Source organism: Pseudomonas sp. PDM22, assembly GCF_014851965.1.
Classification (GTDB): Bacteria; Pseudomonadota; Gammaproteobacteria; order Pseudomonadales; family Pseudomonadaceae; genus Pseudomonas.
In genome coordinates this window covers 217,624-233,914 of sequence record NZ_JACVAR010000005.1, presented here as the reverse complement: position 1 = coordinate 233,914, position 16,291 = coordinate 217,624, and the positions used below count along the sequence as shown (strand labels likewise).

Annotated in this window: 13 protein-coding genes; all 13 read right to left on the bottom strand. The window is 66.9% G+C overall.

All coding sequences use genetic code 11. The features are described from left to right. Window positions 1-1,010: 1,010 nt before the first annotated feature. The 13 genes from IB255_RS19025 to paaK all read right to left on the bottom strand — a co-directional run bounded on the left by IB255_RS19025 (window position 1,011) and on the right by paaK (window position 16,216). Complete coding sequence (locus IB255_RS19025; protein WP_192210691.1) at window positions 1,011-2,348, bottom strand: hypothetical protein; 1,338 nt, start codon at window positions 2,346-2,348, stop codon at window positions 1,011-1,013. 214 nt (window positions 2,349-2,562) lie between these two features. Continuing rightward, window positions 2,563-3,510, bottom strand: a complete 948-nt coding sequence (locus IB255_RS19020; protein WP_081519785.1) for a helix-turn-helix domain-containing protein — start codon at window positions 3,508-3,510, stop codon at window positions 2,563-2,565. A gap of 92 nt (window positions 3,511-3,602) precedes the next feature. Beyond that, a complete protein-coding gene (locus IB255_RS19015; RefSeq protein ID WP_081519786.1) occupies window positions 3,603-4,637 on the bottom strand; it encodes a phosphotransferase enzyme family protein in 1,035 nt (344 codons plus the stop codon). A 9-nt stretch (window positions 4,638-4,646) separates the two neighbouring features. Continuing rightward, on the bottom strand, window positions 4,647-5,921 hold the full coding sequence (locus tag IB255_RS19010) for an aspartate aminotransferase family protein (protein WP_192210690.1): 1,275 nt from the start codon (window positions 5,919-5,921) through the stop codon (window positions 4,647-4,649). Next, entirely contained in the window at window positions 5,914-7,254 is a 1,341-nt protein-coding gene (locus tag IB255_RS19005; protein ID WP_192210689.1) for an amino acid permease, read from the bottom strand. Before IB255_RS19005 ends, IB255_RS19010 begins: the two co-directional genes overlap by 8 nt. A 410-nt stretch (window positions 7,255-7,664) precedes the next feature. Further along, window positions 7,665-9,716: a phenylacetic acid degradation bifunctional protein PaaZ gene (gene paaZ / locus IB255_RS19000; protein WP_081519789.1), complete on the bottom strand. Its 2,052-nt coding sequence runs from the start codon at window positions 9,714-9,716 to the stop codon at window positions 7,665-7,667. 221 nt (window positions 9,717-9,937) lie between these two features. Then, on the bottom strand, window positions 9,938-11,014 hold the full coding sequence (gene paaE, locus IB255_RS18995; protein WP_192210688.1) for a 1,2-phenylacetyl-CoA epoxidase subunit PaaE: 1,077 nt from the start codon (window positions 11,012-11,014) through the stop codon (window positions 9,938-9,940). Window positions 11,015-11,039: 25 nt separating this feature from the next. Next, window positions 11,040-11,573, bottom strand: coding sequence for a 1,2-phenylacetyl-CoA epoxidase subunit PaaD (gene paaD, locus IB255_RS18990; protein WP_081519791.1), 534 nt, complete (start codon window positions 11,571-11,573; stop codon window positions 11,040-11,042). Continuing rightward, a complete protein-coding gene (paaC, locus tag IB255_RS18985) occupies window positions 11,560-12,321 on the bottom strand; it encodes a 1,2-phenylacetyl-CoA epoxidase subunit PaaC (RefSeq protein WP_081519792.1) in 762 nt (253 codons plus the stop codon). Before paaC ends, paaD begins: the two co-directional genes overlap by 14 nt. 10 nt (window positions 12,322-12,331) lie before the next feature. Continuing rightward, window positions 12,332-12,613 (bottom strand): 1,2-phenylacetyl-CoA epoxidase subunit PaaB, encoded by a 282-nt coding sequence (gene paaB / locus IB255_RS18980; protein ID WP_017520939.1) that lies wholly within the window; start codon window positions 12,611-12,613, stop codon window positions 12,332-12,334. Window positions 12,614-12,763: 150 nt separating this feature from the next. After that, window positions 12,764-13,756, bottom strand: a complete 993-nt coding sequence (gene paaA, locus IB255_RS18975; RefSeq protein WP_081519793.1) for a 1,2-phenylacetyl-CoA epoxidase subunit PaaA — start codon at window positions 13,754-13,756, stop codon at window positions 12,764-12,766. A gap of 425 nt (window positions 13,757-14,181) precedes the next feature. Further along, a complete protein-coding gene (locus tag IB255_RS18970) occupies window positions 14,182-14,535 on the bottom strand; it encodes a DUF1428 domain-containing protein (RefSeq protein WP_081519794.1) in 354 nt (117 codons plus the stop codon). 361 nt (window positions 14,536-14,896) lie between these two features. Continuing rightward, a complete protein-coding gene (paaK, locus tag IB255_RS18965) occupies window positions 14,897-16,216 on the bottom strand; it encodes a phenylacetate--CoA ligase PaaK (protein WP_081519795.1) in 1,320 nt (439 codons plus the stop codon). Window positions 16,217-16,291: the final 75 nt, after the last annotated feature.

Sequence of the window (16,291 nt, the reverse complement as noted above, 5' to 3'; positions counted from 1 at the left end):
CAGGATGCCCCAGGGCGCGGCGTCCGGCACCGGCGCGAGGCTGTGCAGCACGCTGATGGATGCACCGTCATCAAAGGACTGCGAGCGCCCGGCCACAATCTCGGCAAGCACGGTTTTGTCTGCGAACTTCTGCCCCAGCTTCGAGGCGTCGCCACTGTCGCCTGCGATCAGGCCGTTGGGGCTGAGGATGCGGATGCGGCCCTGGCCGTCGAACAGGCTGCGGCTGCCTTCCGCGCTGCTTTGCTGCAGCGCCGCCAGGTCGATGTCGAAGCCCACGGCAGCGATGGCCTTGCCGTTCTCCAGTAGCGGCAGGGTGATGCTGGTGACCAGCCGGCGCTGGCCGGAGGCATCGTCGAAATACGGGTCGAGCACGCAGGGGCGGGCGTGCCCGGTGGAGCAGGTGAAGAAGGCGTTGTAGGGCTGGCCGCTGGGGCCGGGCGTGGTATCGCCGAGAACCTGCTCGGTGCCGATCACCCGCTGGGTTTGCCCGCCGTTCTGCAGCAGGTAGAGGGCGAAACGGCCGGTCTCGTTGCTGCCCAGGTCTTCGCGGGCGGCGAACTGGCTGTCGGCGGCGTCCAGCGCATCGGGCTGGAACACCAGGAACAGACCGAGCAGCTCCGGGTGTGCGCCGAGGGTATCGGCCATCGAATGATTGAGGGCGGTGCGCAGCGCGGCGGGGTCGAGGCCGCCCTGGTGCTGTTGCGCGCGCAGGCTCTGCACGGTGCGCAGCAAGCCTTCACCGAGCAGCAGGTTGTTCTGCAGGCGCTCGCGGATCAGCAGGGCTTGCACCTGGCCCTGGGTTTCCAGGTTGTGCCGCGCGGCAACGGCGAACAGTTCGCCGCTGTCGTGCTGGATGGTACGGCTGTCCTGCCGCGCCTGGTACAGCGAAAGGCCGATCAGGACGCTGGCGACGAGGATCAGGCAGAGGCCCGCCAGCCAGGTGATACGGCCCTGGATGGACGTCAGGAGGCTGGGCATGGCGGGCTTTCCTTATGCTTCGAATCCTTGGATCAGAACGTGGTGGAGAACAGCAACTGGCTGTAGAGGTTGCTGTTGTCGTTGCCGATCTGGGTGCCGCCTTCGGCTGCGCTCTTCTTCGGCTGGTACAGGCCCACCAGCGGGATGATCACCAGGTGCTCGTTGATCGCCCACTCGGCGTAGAGGTCCAGCTCGCGACCGTCGGTGTTGCCCAGGTCGGTGTCCAGGGTGTGGAAGTCGAAGTACTGCGCGCCGATGGAGAGGTTCTCCAGCGGGGTGACCCTGGCGCCGACGTTGTGTACGCGCGTGTTGTTGTTGAACGGGCCGGAGTAGTTGCCTGCCACCTCGCCCTGGAACCAGGTGCCGAAGCCACGGCTGAAGCCGTAGAAGAGGGTGTCATAGCCTTCGGAGAAGCGGCTGAAGCGGTAGCTGATATAGGGCTTCCAGGTGACGTCGGAGAAGGTCCAGCCGGCCTCCAGGTACCAGGCGTTCGCGGTGTCGTCGGTGTACTGGGCGTCGCGCTTGTCCTGCCAGGCGTATTCGCCGGAGAGGAACAGGTTCTCCACGCCGGCATTGCCGGTGCCGCGCAGGCTGTAGGTCTTCATGTCCTTGCGGTCGAGCTGGATGGGCGAGGCGTAGCGCTCGTCCACGTCGGTGACGTCGATGTAGGTCAGGCCGAAGGTGGCTTCCGGGGCGACGTGTTCGAGGGTGGCGACATACAGCTCGGAGTTGGCCTGGGCGCGGTTGTCCGACTTCAGGCGCATCAGGTCGCCGCGCCAGCCTTCCTTGCCGCCGATGCGCAGCACGGCGGTTTCGTCGAAGTCGCGGCGCGCCGCCAGGTAGTAGCCGCCGCCACGGTTGTATTCGCCGTCGGCCAGGCCCTTGCCCATGTTCAGGGCGTCGCCGTCGATCAGGAAGCCATCGCCGACCACGATGTTCTGGCGACCGAAGGACAGGTCGATGCCATCCTCGCCCAGCACCGGGAACAGCCCGGCCGAGCGCCAGCCGGCATAGGCGTCCTCGATCTTGGTGGTGCGCTCGGAACCGTCGCTGAAGCCGGCGGCGTCGCCATCGCCCCAGGTACCGGAGCTGAGCAGGTTGAAGGCGCCGTAGGCGGTGCCCGCGCCGCCCAGCTTCTGGTCGCCGCTCAGGCCGTACTTGATGAAGCCTTCCTGCCAGGACGACGAGCCCTCATCCAGGGTGCCGGTCATGTTGTAGCGTTCCTGGCTGTGGAACAGCCCGAAGGTCGCCGAGAGATCGGCGTTCAGGTGAGTGTCGTCGGTCGCGTACAGCTCGTAGGCGCTGGCGGAACTGGCCCCGGCGATGAGCAGGGCGAGCAGGGTGGGGCGCAGCACGGCGGCGTGGGTCATGGTGAAGGCATCCGTTTCGTTATTGTCGATTGAGGGGATGTGACTTCTGCCGATGCTAAGTAAGGGCTGGCCCTGTGCCGTTGCTCCTGTCTGCCAAGTGATTGGGTGTGGTTGCCAGATGGACGCTGGGCTTTTTTGGCTCGCGCGGTCCCCTGTAGGAGCGCGCCATGCGCGCGATCGCGGGCATGGCCCGCTCCCACACGCGGCTCGGACTTCAGCGTGCGCGGGAAATTACCGACGGTTGCTCGGCGTAAAGGCGTTTGTAGAGAGCCGAGAAATGGCTGGAACTGGCAAACCCCAGGTCCAGCGCCAGGTGGGTGATGCTCTGCTGCGGCTCCTGCTTGAGCCGGCGGCGCGCCTCGGCCAGGCGCAGGCTGAGGAAGAACTGCTGCGGCGTGCTCTGGCAGATCTGCCGGAAGCAGTACTGCAGGGTGCGCTGGCTGGTGTTCAGGCTCTGGCTCAGTTCCAGCAGCGACAGCGGTTCGGAGAGGTCGGCCTGCATGCGTTCGATGGCCGCCAGCACCAGGCGGCGATGCTGCTGCAGCGAGCGCGGCGCGCCTTCGCGGTCATTGCCGGGGAGGATTTCCTCCAGCGCTTGCAGTACGTGGCTGAGCACCAGGGCCACGGCATGCCCGGCCTGCTGCGGATCATCCACCCGCCACGGCTCGCTTTCGAAGGCGGCGAGGGCGTCGCACAGGCTGCGGCGCAGGTCGCCGGCGCCGGTAGGGGAAAGCTCCAGGCGCCGCTGCTGCAGCGCGCGCTCGAACAGCTCACGTTCCTCGGCGCCGAGCAGACGTTCCAGCTGTGGCTGGCTGAAGGTCAGGCCGAGCATGTGGATTTCCCCGGCGGCGCAGATTTCCAGCTCGCGGCCGCCTTCGAGCACCAGCAGAGTGTCGTCGTGCAGGGCCTGGCCGTTGAAGCGCGAATCGGCACTGGCGCGCAGGGGGATGCCGATCACCAGGTGGCCGGCGGGCGGCGCCATGTTTTCGTGCAGGTGCAGGTTGGAGTGTTCGTAGATCAGCGAGGCGCCGGGCAACTGCACATGCAGCAGCTCCGCCTGCAGGCGGCCGTGGCCGAGCTGGGTGTAGTCCTGGCTCCAGCCGGCGAGGGCGCAGGCCAGTTCATCGGAGTCGGTTGCCTGGTGGCGGGCGATGCCGGTCATTGCGGGTCACCTCGGTTGTGCGCCGAGTATCGGTCAGTGCTGGCGCGCAGGCTTGTGCCTGCGCGCCAGGGTGTTGCGGCGCTCTGCCAGTTTCAGCGGCCGGCGAGGTAGGCGGCGGCCAGTGTACAGGCGCGCTCGATCAGCATGGGCGCCAGTTCCCGCGCGGTTTCGCTGTTGCGTCGGGTATGCACCCAGCCCAGGTAGGTGGTGCCGCGCAGGGCGAGGAACAGCGGCAGGGCGGCGCGGTCGGCTTCCGACAGTGGCTTGACCGAGTCGTAGCCGGCCAGCAGCGCCGCCTGGATCTGCGCCAGGCGCGGGTCGTCCAGGCAGAAGTACAGCGCGGTGGCCAGCTCGAACATGTGCCAGCCGAAGCCGGCATCGTCGAAGTCGATCAGCTGCAGCTCGCCACCTTCGAGCAGCAGGTTCTCCGGCACCAGGTCCGCGTGGATCATGCCGAAGTTGCCCAGGCTGCGGCCGTAGCGGCGCAGGTCCAGGCGGGCTTCCTGGCGTGCCCGCTGGAGCAGCTCGCGCTGCTCGGTGCTGAGCAGGTCCAGCTCCCAGAAACGCCCCCAGAACGGGTTGGCGCCGACAAGGCCTTCCTCGTCCCAGGCGTGCCGGGTGAATTCGTTGGGCTGGCGCCACTGGGCCGAATTCAGGTGGATGCGCGCGGCCACGGCGCCGGCCTGGTGGAACAGCGCCTCGATATCGCCATCGGCGCTCAGGCCCTGCTCGGCGGAGCCCAGGGTGCTGCCGGACAGCCAGCCGAGCATGTCGACGAAGCGCGATTCTTCCAGCGCGGTGCTGCGCACCTCGGCCAGGTGCTCGCCGCTGCGGGTGCGGATGATGCTCGGCACGCCGATACCGCCGGCGGCCAGTTGCTCCATCCAGGTCAGCTCCGAGCGCAGCGCCGCTTCGCTGTGGTAGCCGCCGCGGTGCACGCGCAGGGCACTGCGGGTGCCGTCGCTGCGGGTGGCGCAGAACACTGCGTTCTCGCGGTACTTGAGCAGTTCCAGGCCGACGAAATCGCCGTCCCAGAGGCGTAGCGCGTCCAGCGCCAGGTCGCGCAGGCAGGCGATCTGCTGGTCGTGATCAAGCTCTGCGAAACCAGCCTTGGCAAAGTCGTTCATGGTGGCTCCTCAGAGTTCGCTCAGGACCTGGTCCAGGGTGTCGATGAACAGCTCGCCGTGCTCGGCCTCGAACACCAGTGGCGGGCGGATCTTGAGGATGTTGTCGTCGCCGCCGATCTTGCTGATCAGTACGCCGCGCTGGCGCATGCGGTTGACGATGCGCCGCGCTTCGAGCCCAGCCGGCTCGCGGCTGGCGCGGTCGCGCACCAGCTCCACGGCGAAGAACAAACCCTGGCCGCGAACGTCACCGATGATCGAGTGGCGCTCGGCGAGGCGGTGCAGCTCGGCGCTGAGCTTGGCACCCTGGCGCCGGGCGTTGCCTTGCAGGTCCTGCTCGGTGATCACGTCGAGCACCGCCTGGCCGACGGCCGCGGCCACCGGCGAGCCGCCGAAGGTGTTGAAGTACATGTTGCTGCGGCCGAAGGTCTCCACGCGCTCGCGGTTGGTCACCACGCCCGCCAGGGGGAAGCCGTTGCCCATGGGTTTGCCGAGGGTGACGATGTCTGGCACCAGCGGGTGCGACTGGTGGCCCCACATGTGGTCGCCAGTGCGGGCGAAGCCCGATTGCACCTCGTCGGTGATCAGCAGGCCGCCGGCATCGCGCACCAGCTTCGCCACGCGCTCCAGGTAGCCGGCCGGGAGACGGGGGATGCCTTCGTTGGCGAACAGGGTGTCGATCAGCATGGCTGCCAGGCCGACGCCGGCTGCCTGCAGCTCGGCGATGGCTTCGGCGATCTTGGCCACGTAACGCTCGGCGATTTGCTCGGGCGTGCCGTCGGCATGGTAGAGGCAGGGGATCGGCACGGCCCGCGCGTGGGCGGAGAACGGCTCGGAGCTGGGCAGCGCGGTAGTCACTGCCGCCAGGCTGGTGGTGTTGCCGTGGTAGTTGTAGTCGCTGACGATCACGCCCTTGTTGCCGGTGGCGAAGCGCGCGATGCGCAGGGCCAGCTCGTTGGCCTCGCTGCCGGTGCAGGTGAACATCAGGCTGTCGAGGGGCTCTGCGAAGGTCGCGGTGAGGCTCTCGGCGTAGCGCACCACGCGCTCGTTGAGGTAACGGGTGTGGATGTTCAGCGTCGCCGCCTGTTCGGCCATGGCCGCCACCACCCTGGGGTGGCAATGGCCGACGCAGGGCACATTGTTGTAGCAGTCCAGGTAGCGCTTGCCGGCGGCGTCTATGAGCCAGACGCCGTCGCCTTTCACCAGCTCCAGCGGCTCGTCGTAGAACAGCGGCGAGGCATCGCCCATGACCTGGTGGCGGCGTTGCAGCAGGGTGGGTTCAGACATTCTCGGCATTCTCCAGGGGCTTGCCGGCGCGGGATGCGGCGCGCAGCAGGTAGTTGAGGATGAGGGCGGCGACCACCAGGGCCAGGGCGCTGAGCATCGCCACTTCGAGCTGGAAGCAGGCGGCGATCACCACCAGCGTCAGCAGCATGCCGACGCTGGCCACGAGCGGGCCGCCGCGCAGGCGGAACGGGCGCACCAGGCCGGGCTGGGTGCGGTGCAGGCGCAGGTAGGCGGCGAACAGCACCAGGTGGCAGCTGCCCAGCAGCAGGACGATGCACAGCAGGAGTTTTTCCGGCGGCACCAGGGTCAGCGGCAGGCCGATCACGGTCAGCACCAGCAGGGCGCCGTAAGGCGAGCCACGGCGGTTGGTGCGGGCCAGGGCGGCGGGGAAGAAACCGTCACGGGCCAGGGCGAACAGCTGGCGGGAGGCGGAGAACACCACCGAGAAGAAGGTCGCCAGCAGGCCGCACACGGCACCGGAACCGACCAGCAGCGGCAGCCAGTCACGCTCGCCGTAGAGCCCGCCGTGGGTCATGGCGGCGTACAGCGGGTCGCCCGCATTGCCGACCACTTCCACACCGGCTGCGCCCGGCGCGCTGATCACCACGGTCAGGGCGGTCAGCAGCAGGGTAGCGACGGCGGCGATGATCCCGCGCGGCATGCTGCGGCCCGGCTCGGCGGCTTCCTCGGCGGCGGAGGCGACCTGCTCCAGGCAGATGAACATCCAGATGGCGAAGGGCACGCAGGCGAAAACGCCAGCGACGCTCACGCCCGGCAGTGCGCTGCTGGCGTTGGGCAGCGGGCTGCCGCTAGTGGCCAGCAGGTTTTCCCAGTGCACGTGGGGCAGCATGGCGCCGCCGAAGGCCAGCAGCGCGATGGCCGCCACGGCGCCGGCCAGCAGGGTCAGCCCGAGGGCCTCGCCGACGCCGACGATGTGAATGCCGATGATTACCGCGAACAGGCCGATGCGCACCGACCAGCCGCCGAAGCCGAACACCGACTCCATGTAGGCGGCGAGGAAGTTGGCGGCCGCGCCGGTGCCGATGGTCAGCGCCAGCGCACAGGTCGCGCCAACCAGGTAGCCGACGAAAGGCCCGAAGGCCAGCTGCGCGTAGGCGAACACGCCGCCGGCATGGGGCCGCGCGGTGGACAGTTCGCACACGCACAGCGCCAGGCCGCCGCAGAGCACGGCCATCAGCAGGGTGGCGACGAGCATGTTGGCCCAGCCGCTGCTGGCCAGGCCGTAGTTCCAGCCGGAGAACTGCCCGGCGATGACCAGTGAAATGCCGAGCCCGGCGATCTGGGGCCAGCGGAGTACGCCTTGTTTGAGCATGGTGGTTGTCCCTTGCCTGTAAGTGATGAGGAGTGAACGGCAGTCAGCCGCGGGCGCCGGAGCGTTGCGGGCAAGGGAGGTGTTCGGCGGGTGCCGAGCGGTGGATGCGTGGAATCATGGAGCGGCCCTTCTTGTTGTTTTATGGGTTGGTGCACGCGCCCGCCGTCAGCTGCGGCGGGCAGGGAGAAGGTACGAAGGGCGCGGGGTGGGGCGATATCAGAAATGCGCAAAGACGTCCGCGCGGATCGTTGGTCTGTCGGGCCCATGACGCGCCAGCGTTATCCGCCCTGCGCCCTTGCTCGCGATTCGGACTGCACGCAGGCCGCTTCCGGATTTCATTTTTCACAGGCATGAAAAAACCGGCCCGAAGGCCGGTCGAAGATGACACCGGAGTCTCTACGCTCAGCGCATCACGCGCGCTTGAGCACCAGGGTGAGGATGTCGTAGCTGGCCACCAGTTCGCCGAGCTGGTTGGTGACTTCCACGTCCCAGGCCACCACGCCCTGCGGCTCGCCCTTGGGGCTCTTCTTGCCCTGGTCGATCTTGCGCTTGCAGGTCAGGCGGGCCTGGATGGTGTCGCCGATGCCCACCGGGTTGATGAAGCGCAGGGTGTCCAGGCCGTAGTTGGCCAGCACCGGACCGACGCCGGGGGAGACGAACAGGCCGGCCGCCGCCGAGAGCACGAAGTAGCCGTGGGCGATGCGCTTGCCGAACTGCGAATCCTTCGCTGCCAGTTCGTCGAAGTGCATGTAGAAGTGGTCGCCGGACAGGCAGCCGAAGTTGACCAGGTCGGCCTCGGTGACGGTGCGGCGGTGGGTCAGCAGCGACTCGCCGATCTTCAGATCGTCGAAGTAGCGGCGGAACGGGTGCACTTCGGTCTCGTAGACCTTGGCGCCACGCACGTATTCGCCGGTGACGGCCATCAGCATGGTCGGCGAGCCCTGAACGGCAGTGCGCTGCAAGTAGTGCTTCACCGCGCGCAGGCCGCCCAGTTCTTCACCGCCACCGGCACGACCCGGGCCGCCGTGCTTGAGCACCGGCAGCGGCGAGCCGTGCCCGGTGGATTCGGCGGCGGACTCGCGGTCGAGGATGTGCAGGCGGCCGTGCAGTGCGCCCATGGCCGGAACGACTTTCGCCGCTACCTGCGGATCACGGGTGATCAGGCTCGCCACCAGGCTGCCCTTGCCGCGGGCGGCAAGGGCGATGGCTTCGTCGATGTCGTCGTAGGCCATCAGGGTGCTCACCGGGCCGAAGGCCTCGATGTCGTGGGCGCCGCCTTCGGCGTGCGGGTCACGGCTGCGCAGCAGGGTCGGGGCGAAGAATGCGCCTTCGCTGACGCCGTCGCCGCGCGGGGCGAAGCCATCTTTTGCGCCGAAGACCAGCTCGCTGGACTTCAGCAGTGCTTCGACGCGCTCGGCAACGTCGGACTGCTGGGCGTGGGAGGCCAGGGCGCCCATCTTCACGCCTTCCACCGACGGGTCACCGACCACGACCTTGGCCAGGCGCTCACGCAGGCGCTCGGCAACGGCGTCGATGTGCCTGGCGGGAACGATGGCGCGGCGGATGGCGGTGCATTTCTGCCCGGCCTTGGCGGTCATCTCGCGGGCCACTTCCTTGACGAAGAGGTCGAACTCTTCGTCGTCCGGGGTGACGTCCGGGGCGAGGATGGCGCAGTTCAGCGAGTCGGCCTCTGCATTGAACGGCACCGAATTGCGGATCAGGTTGGGGTTCACGCGCAGCTTGGCGGCGGTGTCGGCGGAGCCGGTGAAAGTCACCACGTCCTGGCCCTGCAAGCGGTCCAGTAGGTCGCCGGTGCCGCCGATGATCAGCTGCAGGCTGCCGGCCGGCAGCAGGCCGGACTCATGCATCACGCGCACGGCGGCCTCGGTGATGTAGCTGGTGGCGGTGGCCGGCTTGACGATGCACGGCATGCCGGCGAGGAAGCTCGGCGCGAACTTTTCCAGCATCCCCCAGATGGGGAAGTTGAAGGCGTTGATGTGCACGGCGATGCCGCCGCGCGGCACCAGGATGTGGCTGCCGGCGAACTTGCCGGTCTTGCCCAGCGGGATCGCCGGGCCTTCATGGACGACGTTGCCCGAGGGTAGCTCGCGACCGCCGACGCCCGCGTAGGCGAACAGGGTGCCGGCGCCGCCTTCGATGTCGATCCAGCTGTCGGCGCGGGTGGCGCCGCTGTGGCGGGAAATCTCGTAGAGCTGTTCCTTGCGCTCGGTCAGGTACAGCGCCAGGGCCTTCAGGCGCTGGGCGCGCTGCTGGAAGTCCATGGACATCAGTTCTTTCAGGCCCTGCTCGCGGGCGTGGGCGACGGCTCGCCCGAAGTCCAGCGTCTCTTCGTGGGTGCGCGCGACGGTCTGGCCGTTGAGCGCGCTACGCAGCGCCTGGGCGCCATGCTGGCCGACCCAGCGGCCGCCGATGAAACTTTGCAGGATTGGCTCTTGGGCCATGGTTGTCTTCCTCCGGATCGCTACGCAAGGGTGCCGGCTGCTGCCGGTGACCGCCGCGCCGGGTGGGCGACGGCGGTGCTTGTGAAGTGGCGGGACTGGGCCGCCGGATAAGGTTCGCCAGGAGCCTTGTGGGCCGATGGCGCTGGAGCATTTGGAGCACGGCGCTCCCTGTAGGAGCGCGCCCATGGGGCGCTCCTACTGGTTGAGTCCGCAGCTACGACTCAGAGCTGGTCGAAATCCAGCACCACGCTGTCGCTGATCGGGTACGCCTGGCAGCTCAGCACGTAGCCGGCCGCCACTTCGTAGTCCTCCAGGGCAAAGTTGCTGTCCATCTCCACCTCGCCGGATACCACCTTGCACTTGCAGGTCGAGCACACGCCGGCCTTGCAGGAGTAGGGCAGCTCGGCGCCGTGTTCGTTGCCGGCATCGAGCACGCTGACGCTGTTGCGGGCCAGCTCGAAGGACAGCTCACGGCCATCGCTGATCACGGTGATCTGGCTCTTCGCGCTGTCGATCGCGGCGGCAGCCTGGCGGGCCTCGCGCTTGCTCTCGCTGCCGGCGGCGGCGAACAGCTCGAAGTGAATGCGCTCGGCCGGCATGCCGTTGCCCTTGAGCTGGTCGCGCACGGTCTCGGTCATCGCCTGCGGGCCGCAGATGAAGGCGGCGTCCAGGCTCTTCACGTCGAGCCAGCGGCTGAACAACTGGCCGCACTTGTCGGCGTCGATGCGGCCGTTGTAGAGGTCCACGTCCTGTTGTTCGCGGCTGAACACGAAGATCAGGTTGAGGCGCTGCAGGTGGCGGTTCTTCAGGTCTTCGAGCTGCTCGCGGAACATCGCGGCGTTGCTGGAGCGGTTGCCGTAGAGCAGGGTGACGCGGCTGTTCGGCTCGGTTTCCAGGGTGGTCTTGACGATCGACAGGATCGGCGTGATGCCGCTACCGGCGGCGACCGCCAGGTAGTTGCCATGGCGCGCCGGGTCCAGTTCGATGTTGAAATGGCCGGCAGGCGGCATGACTTCCAGGCTGGCGCCGACCTTCAATGCTTCGTTGGCGTAGGCGGAGAAACGCCCGCCCGGCACGCGCTTGATCGCCACGCGCAGTTCGCCGTCATTGACGCCGCTGCAGATGGAATAGGAGCGGCGCACTTCCTCGCCATCGAGCTGGGTGCGCATGACCAGGTGCTGGCCGTGCTCGAAGCGGAAGCTGTCGGCCAGGTCCGCCGGGACGTCGAAGGCGATGGACACGGCGTCGCGGGTTTCCGCGCGCACTTCCTTGATTTTCAGGCTGTGGAACTTGCTCATTGTTCTTCTCCGGCGGCGCCGCCGCTCAGATGCACTTGAAGTAATCGAATGGCTCTCGGCAGTCGACGCAGCGGTACAGCGCCTTGCAGGCGGTCGAGCCGAACTCGCTGAGCAGCTCGGTGTGCGCGCTGCCGCACTGCGGGCAGCAGACTTCCGGGCTTTCGCCGAGCAGGCTGCGCTTGCTGGTGCTGCCGGCCGGCGGAGCGATGCCGTAGGCGCGCAGCGCTTCGCGGCCGCTGTCGCTGATCCAGTCGGTGGTCCAGGCCGGGTTCAGCCTGCGCTCCAGTTGAGGCGCGGCGAAGCCGGCGTGTTCCAGGGCGTGCTGGATGTCCTGCTCGATGACCTCGGTGGCCGGGCAGCCGGAGTAGGTCGGGGTGACCACTACGTGCAGATGCCCGTCCTGCCAGTCGAGCCCGCGCACAATGCCCAGCTCGACGACGCTGACCACCGGCACTTCCGGGTCCATCACCGCGCCGAGCACGTTCCAGGCATGGCTGAGGTCGTCAGCGGAGCCTGCGCGCGCGCCGCGGTCGCTGGTAATCAGCTCACCAGGTCGCATCGGGGTAGGCCCGCTGGAGGAACTGCATCTCGGCCAGGAGGATGCCCAGGTGCTCGGTATGCACACCGCGACGACCGCTGAGGTAGAAGTTCACCGCCGGCTGGGGTAGCGGCAGGGTCGCGGCGGCGAAGATGTCGGCGACCTTGGCTTTCCAGGCGGCGGCGAGTTCTTCCGGGTTCGGCGCGACGCCGTCGGCGAACAGGCGCTGCTCGATCTCGTCGGCATTGCACAGCTCGACGGTAAAGCGCCACACCTGCGGGATCGCCGCGAGCATGCGCGCATGGCTCTGCTCGGTGCCGTCGCCCAGGCGCTGCATCCACTCGCCGGAGCGGCGCAGGTGGTAGGTGACTTCCTTCAGGCCCTTGGCGGCGATGGCGGCGATGCGCTCGTCGCTGGAGGCGCTCAGGGCGTGCAGCACGTGGAAGTGCCAGGCGTCATAGAGGAACTGCTTGGTGATGGTCACGGCGAAGTCGCCGTTGGGCTGCTCCACCAGCAGCAGGTTGCGGAAGGCGCGCTCGTCGCGGCGGAAGGCCAGGGCGTCGGCGTCGCGGCCGTCGTCCAGCAGTTCCACGGCGTACTCGTACCAGTTGCGCGCCTGGCCCACGAGGTCGAGGCCGACGTTCATCAGTGCCAGTTCTTCTTCCAGCGCCGGGGCGTGGCCGCACCATTCGCACAGGCGCTGGCCCTGGATCAGGGCGCTGTCGGCGAGGCGCAGCAGGTATTCGATCTTGTCGTTATGCGGATTCATGCACGCGATCTCACATGTGGCCGACTTCGGGCGGCAGCTCGTAGAAGCTGGCGTGGCGGTACACCTTGTCCTGCGACGGATCGAACAGCGGGTCCTTCTCGTCGGGGGAGGAGGCAGTGATCAGCGCGGAGGGCACGACCCACAGGCTGACGCCTTCGTTGCGGCGGGTGTAGAGCTCGCGGGCGTTCTCGATGGCCATGGCGGCGTCGGCGGCGTGGACGCTGCCAACGTGCTTGTGGTTCAGGCCGTGCTTGCTGCGTACAAAAACTTCAAAAAGGGTCCACTCACTCATGGCGTTCTCCTGCTCATCAGGCATGAGCTGCTGCGCGTCGGCATAACGTCGTTGGAAACAGTCCCGGGCTTGCTCATTTACAAACCTAAACTCCGCGCCCGCGCCTGTTTCCGCCTAGTTCTGCTCTAGCTCGCTAGCTCAGAGGCGGAATTAGGCTGCGTCTTTCTTCTGTTGTTGTTTGCGGGCGTAGGCGACCGCGGCTTCGCGGACCCAGGCGCCGTCTTCGATGGCCTTGCGGCGGGTGGCGACGCGCTCGGTGTTGCACGGGCCGTTGCCCTTGAGCACTTCGTAGAATTCTTCCCACTGGATGTCGCCGAAGTCGTAGTGGCCGCGCTCCTCGTTCCATTTCAGGTCCGGGTCCGGGGCGGTGCAGCCGAGCAGTTCCAGCTGCGGCACGGTCTGGTCGACGAAGCGCTGGCGCAGCTCGTCGTTGCTCTGCCGCTTGATCTTCCAGGCCATGGACTGGGCGCTGTTGGGGGAGTCGGCGTCGCTCGGGCCGAACATCATCAGGGCGGGCCACCAGAGGCGGTTGATGGCGTCCTGGACCATGTCCTTCTGCGCCTGGTTGCCGTGGCGCATCATGGTCAGGAGGATTTCGTAGCCCTGGCGCTGGTGGAAGCTCTCTTCCTTGCAGATGCGGATCATGGCGCGGGAGTAGGGGCCGTAGGAGGTGCGCTGCAGCACCACCTGGTTGACGATGGCGGCGCCGTCCACCAGCCAGCCCACTGCGCCCATGTCGGCCCAGTTCAGCGTCGGGTAGTTGAAAATGCTGGAGTACTTCGCCTTGCCGCTGTGCAGCTTGGCGATCTCGGTATCACGGTCGGCGCCCAGGGTTTCCATGGCGCTGTAGAGGTAGAGGCCGTGGCCGGCTTCGTCCTGGATCTTCGCCATCAGCTGCAGCTTGCGCTTCAAGGTTGGCGCGCGGGTCACCCAGTTGCCCTCGGGCAGCATGCCGACGATCTCGGAGTGGGCGTGCTGGGAAATCTGCCGGATCAGCGTCTGGCGGTAGGCGTCGGGCATCCAGTTCTTTGCCTCGATCTTCACCTCGGCATCGATCTTTTCCTGGAAGGCGCGTTCCTCGGGGGACATCTCCTCCAGCGCCTTGATGCGCTTCACGCCGGTCTCAACCAGTTGTGCGTACATGCTGTGTCTCCAGCCTTTTGTCTTGTTCGTAGGGTGGCCTTGGCCATGGCTGTATTTTTAAATGATACAGAAATGAATGTCTAACACTAAATGATGTGTCGTAATTGGTTTGAGTATCGCTTTGGCCGGTTCCGAGGGATTTCTGCAGGCGTGAAAAGACGCATCTACCAGGGTTAAATCTGATAAATGTGATGATTGTGCGGGTAAGATTCGGGAGATTGCGGTGTTCCATCGCGGTGCGAGGATACGCCGGTGATGGGGTTTTAAGGCGACGAAATGATACGTAAATTGTGTTTAATGCGTGAATAAGTGCGGTGTTAGGGTGGGAATTAGGGGCTGCGTTACGGTCTGGCGCCGGCCTTGCCGGCGGATCGCGGGCGTGGCCCGCTCCTACAGGGGTGTCTGCAGGAGCGGGGCGCGGCGGGTCAGGCCTGGACGATGACGTCGAAGCCGCCGAAGATCATGCGTTGCCCGTCGAAGGGCATGTCGCTGAATTCGGTCTTCATGCGCGGGTCTTCCATGAACTGCTTCATGCCTGCATCGCGCACCTCCTTGCTCGGCCAGGTGATCCAGGAGAACACCACGGTTTCGTCCTCCTTGAGCTTCACCGCCATGGGGAAGGAGGTCACCTTGCCCTCGGGCACGTCGTTGCCCCAGCACTCCACGACGCCAAGCGCGCCGTACTCCCGGAACATCGCCGCCGCCTTGCGCGCCACCTCTATATAGCGCTCGCGCTTGGCGGTGGGCACCGGTACGAGGAAGCCATCGACATAGTTCATCGTTCATCTCCTGCGGGTGTGCAGACGGCCGGATGCCGCCTGCTTTTGAGGAATAGTCGAAGGGCGGCGTGGAGGATCGACAGGGATGGGGGATGGGGCGACGGGCGGTCGGCTGGGCGTGAAGGGGCAAGGGGCGAGCTTGCCCGCGAGCGGGCGTCAACCCGAATACTCCAGCGCTCAGGCTGTCGCAGGCATGGCCAGCTCCTACAGACCGGCCCCGCGCTTTACCTGTAGGAGCGGGCCATGCCCGCGATCCGCCGGCAAGGCCGGCGCCAGGCGCGCTAGTGAGCGTCCCTTCGCTCCTGCGAGGAGCGCAAAAGAAAAAGCCCCGCCGAGGCGGGGCTTTCGTTCACGCGAAGACTCAGCCCTTGGGCCGATTGTCATACACGTGGCAGGCCTTGCCTTCCGAGCGCTTGAGGCTATGCGAAGGCTGCACCAGTACGCGGGCGCTGACGCCGATGTGGGTCTTGATCTGCTTGCCCAGCTCGCTGCCGATGGCTTTCTGCTCGTCTGCCGACAGGCCCTGCAGGTCGTGGCGCAACTCGACGTGGATATCGATGCAGTCGAGGTTGCCGTTGCGGTGCAGGTGGATCTCGTAGCACTCGGCGAGCTGCTTGATCTTCAGCACCTGTTCCTCGACCTGGGTCGGGAAGACGTTGACGCCACGGATGATCAGCATGTCGTCGCTGCGCCCGGTGATCTTGTCGATGCGTCGCATCGGCCGCGCGGTGCCCGGCAGCAGGCGGGTCAGGTCGCGGGTGCGGTAGCGGATCATCGGCAGCGCTTCCTTGGACAGCGAGGTGAACACCAGCTCGCCGTATTCGCCGTCGGGCAGCACGGCGCCGGTCGCCGGGTCGATGATCTCGGGGTAGAAGTGGTCTTCCCAGACGGTCGGGCCGTCCTTGGTCTCGGCGCACTCCATGGCCACGCCCGGGCCCATGATTTCCGAGAGGCCGTAGATGTCCAGGGCGGTGATGCCCATGCGTTCCTCGACGGCGCGGCGCAGTTCGGCGGTCCAGGGTTCGGCACCGAAGATGCCCAGGCGCAGCTTGAGGCTGTGCGGGTCGACGCCCTGGCGCTCGATCTCGTCGGCGATATTGAGCATGTAGGACGGGGTGACCATGATGATGTCCGGCTGGAAGTCGCGGATCAGCTGGACCTGCTTCTCGGTCTGGCCGCCGGACATCGGGATCACGGTACAGCCCAGGCGCTCGGCGCCGTAGTGCGCACCCAGGCCGCCGGTGAACAGGCCGTAGCCGTAGGACACATGCACCTTGTCCCCCTTGCGGCCGCCGGCAGCGCGGATGGAGCGGGCGACGACGTTGGCCCAGGTGTCGATGTCGTTCTGCGTGTAGCCGACCACGGTGGGTTTGCCGGTGGTGCCGCTGGAGGCGTGCAGGCGCACGATCTCGTTCTGCGGCACGGCGAACATGCCGTAGGGGTAGTTGTCGCGCAGGTCGTTCTTGCCGGTGAAGGGGAACCTGGCGAGATCGTCGAGGGAGGTCAGGTCGTCCGGGTGTACACCGGCTTCGGCGAAGCGCTTCTGGTACAGCGGGACGTTGTCGTGGGCATGCTTGAGGCTCCAGCGCAGGCGCTCCAGCTGGTGCTGGCGCAGCTCGTCGACACTGGCGGTTTCCATCGGGTCAAGCAGGGCACGTTCGGCATCATGGTACATGTTCATGGGTTCACTCGATTTGTTCTTGTACGCCAGCCCCGGTGGGGCTGCGAGTGTCATGGGAGCAGCATAGCGCCCCCG

Excerpts from the sequence above, each read along its gene's own strand:
- IB255_RS19025 (WP_192210691.1), bottom strand. The coding sequence starts at position 2,348 with ATGACCCACGCCGCCGTGCTGCGCCCCACCCTGCTCGCCCTGCTCATC.
- IB255_RS19020 (WP_081519785.1), bottom strand. The coding sequence starts at position 3,510 with ATGACCGGCATCGCCCGCCACCAGGCAACCGACTCCGATGAACTGGCC.
- IB255_RS19015 (WP_081519786.1), bottom strand. The coding sequence starts at position 4,637 with ATGAACGACTTTGCCAAGGCTGGTTTCGCAGAGCTTGATCACGACCAG.
- IB255_RS19010 (WP_192210690.1), bottom strand. The coding sequence starts at position 5,921 with ATGTCTGAACCCACCCTGCTGCAACGCCGCCACCAGGTCATGGGCGAT.
- IB255_RS19005 (WP_192210689.1), bottom strand. The coding sequence starts at position 7,254 with ATGCTCAAACAAGGCGTACTCCGCTGGCCCCAGATCGCCGGGCTCGGC.
- paaZ (WP_081519789.1), bottom strand. The coding sequence starts at position 9,716 with ATGGCCCAAGAGCCAATCCTGCAAAGTTTCATCGGCGGCCGCTGGGTC.
- paaE (WP_192210688.1), bottom strand. The coding sequence starts at position 11,014 with ATGAGCAAGTTCCACAGCCTGAAAATCAAGGAAGTGCGCGCGGAAACC.
- paaD (WP_081519791.1), bottom strand. The coding sequence starts at position 11,573 with ATGCGACCTGGTGAGCTGATTACCAGCGACCGCGGCGCGCGCGCAGGC.
- paaC (WP_081519792.1), bottom strand. The coding sequence starts at position 12,321 with ATGAATCCGCATAACGACAAGATCGAATACCTGCTGCGCCTCGCCGAC.
- paaB (WP_017520939.1), bottom strand. The coding sequence starts at position 12,613 with ATGAGTGAGTGGACCCTTTTTGAAGTTTTTGTACGCAGCAAGCACGGC.
- paaA (WP_081519793.1), bottom strand. The coding sequence starts at position 13,756 with ATGTACGCACAACTGGTTGAGACCGGCGTGAAGCGCATCAAGGCGCTG.
- IB255_RS18970 (WP_081519794.1), bottom strand. The coding sequence starts at position 14,535 with ATGAACTATGTCGATGGCTTCCTCGTACCGGTGCCCACCGCCAAGCGC.
- paaK (WP_081519795.1), bottom strand. The coding sequence starts at position 16,216 with ATGAACATGTACCATGATGCCGAACGTGCCCTGCTTGACCCGATGGAA.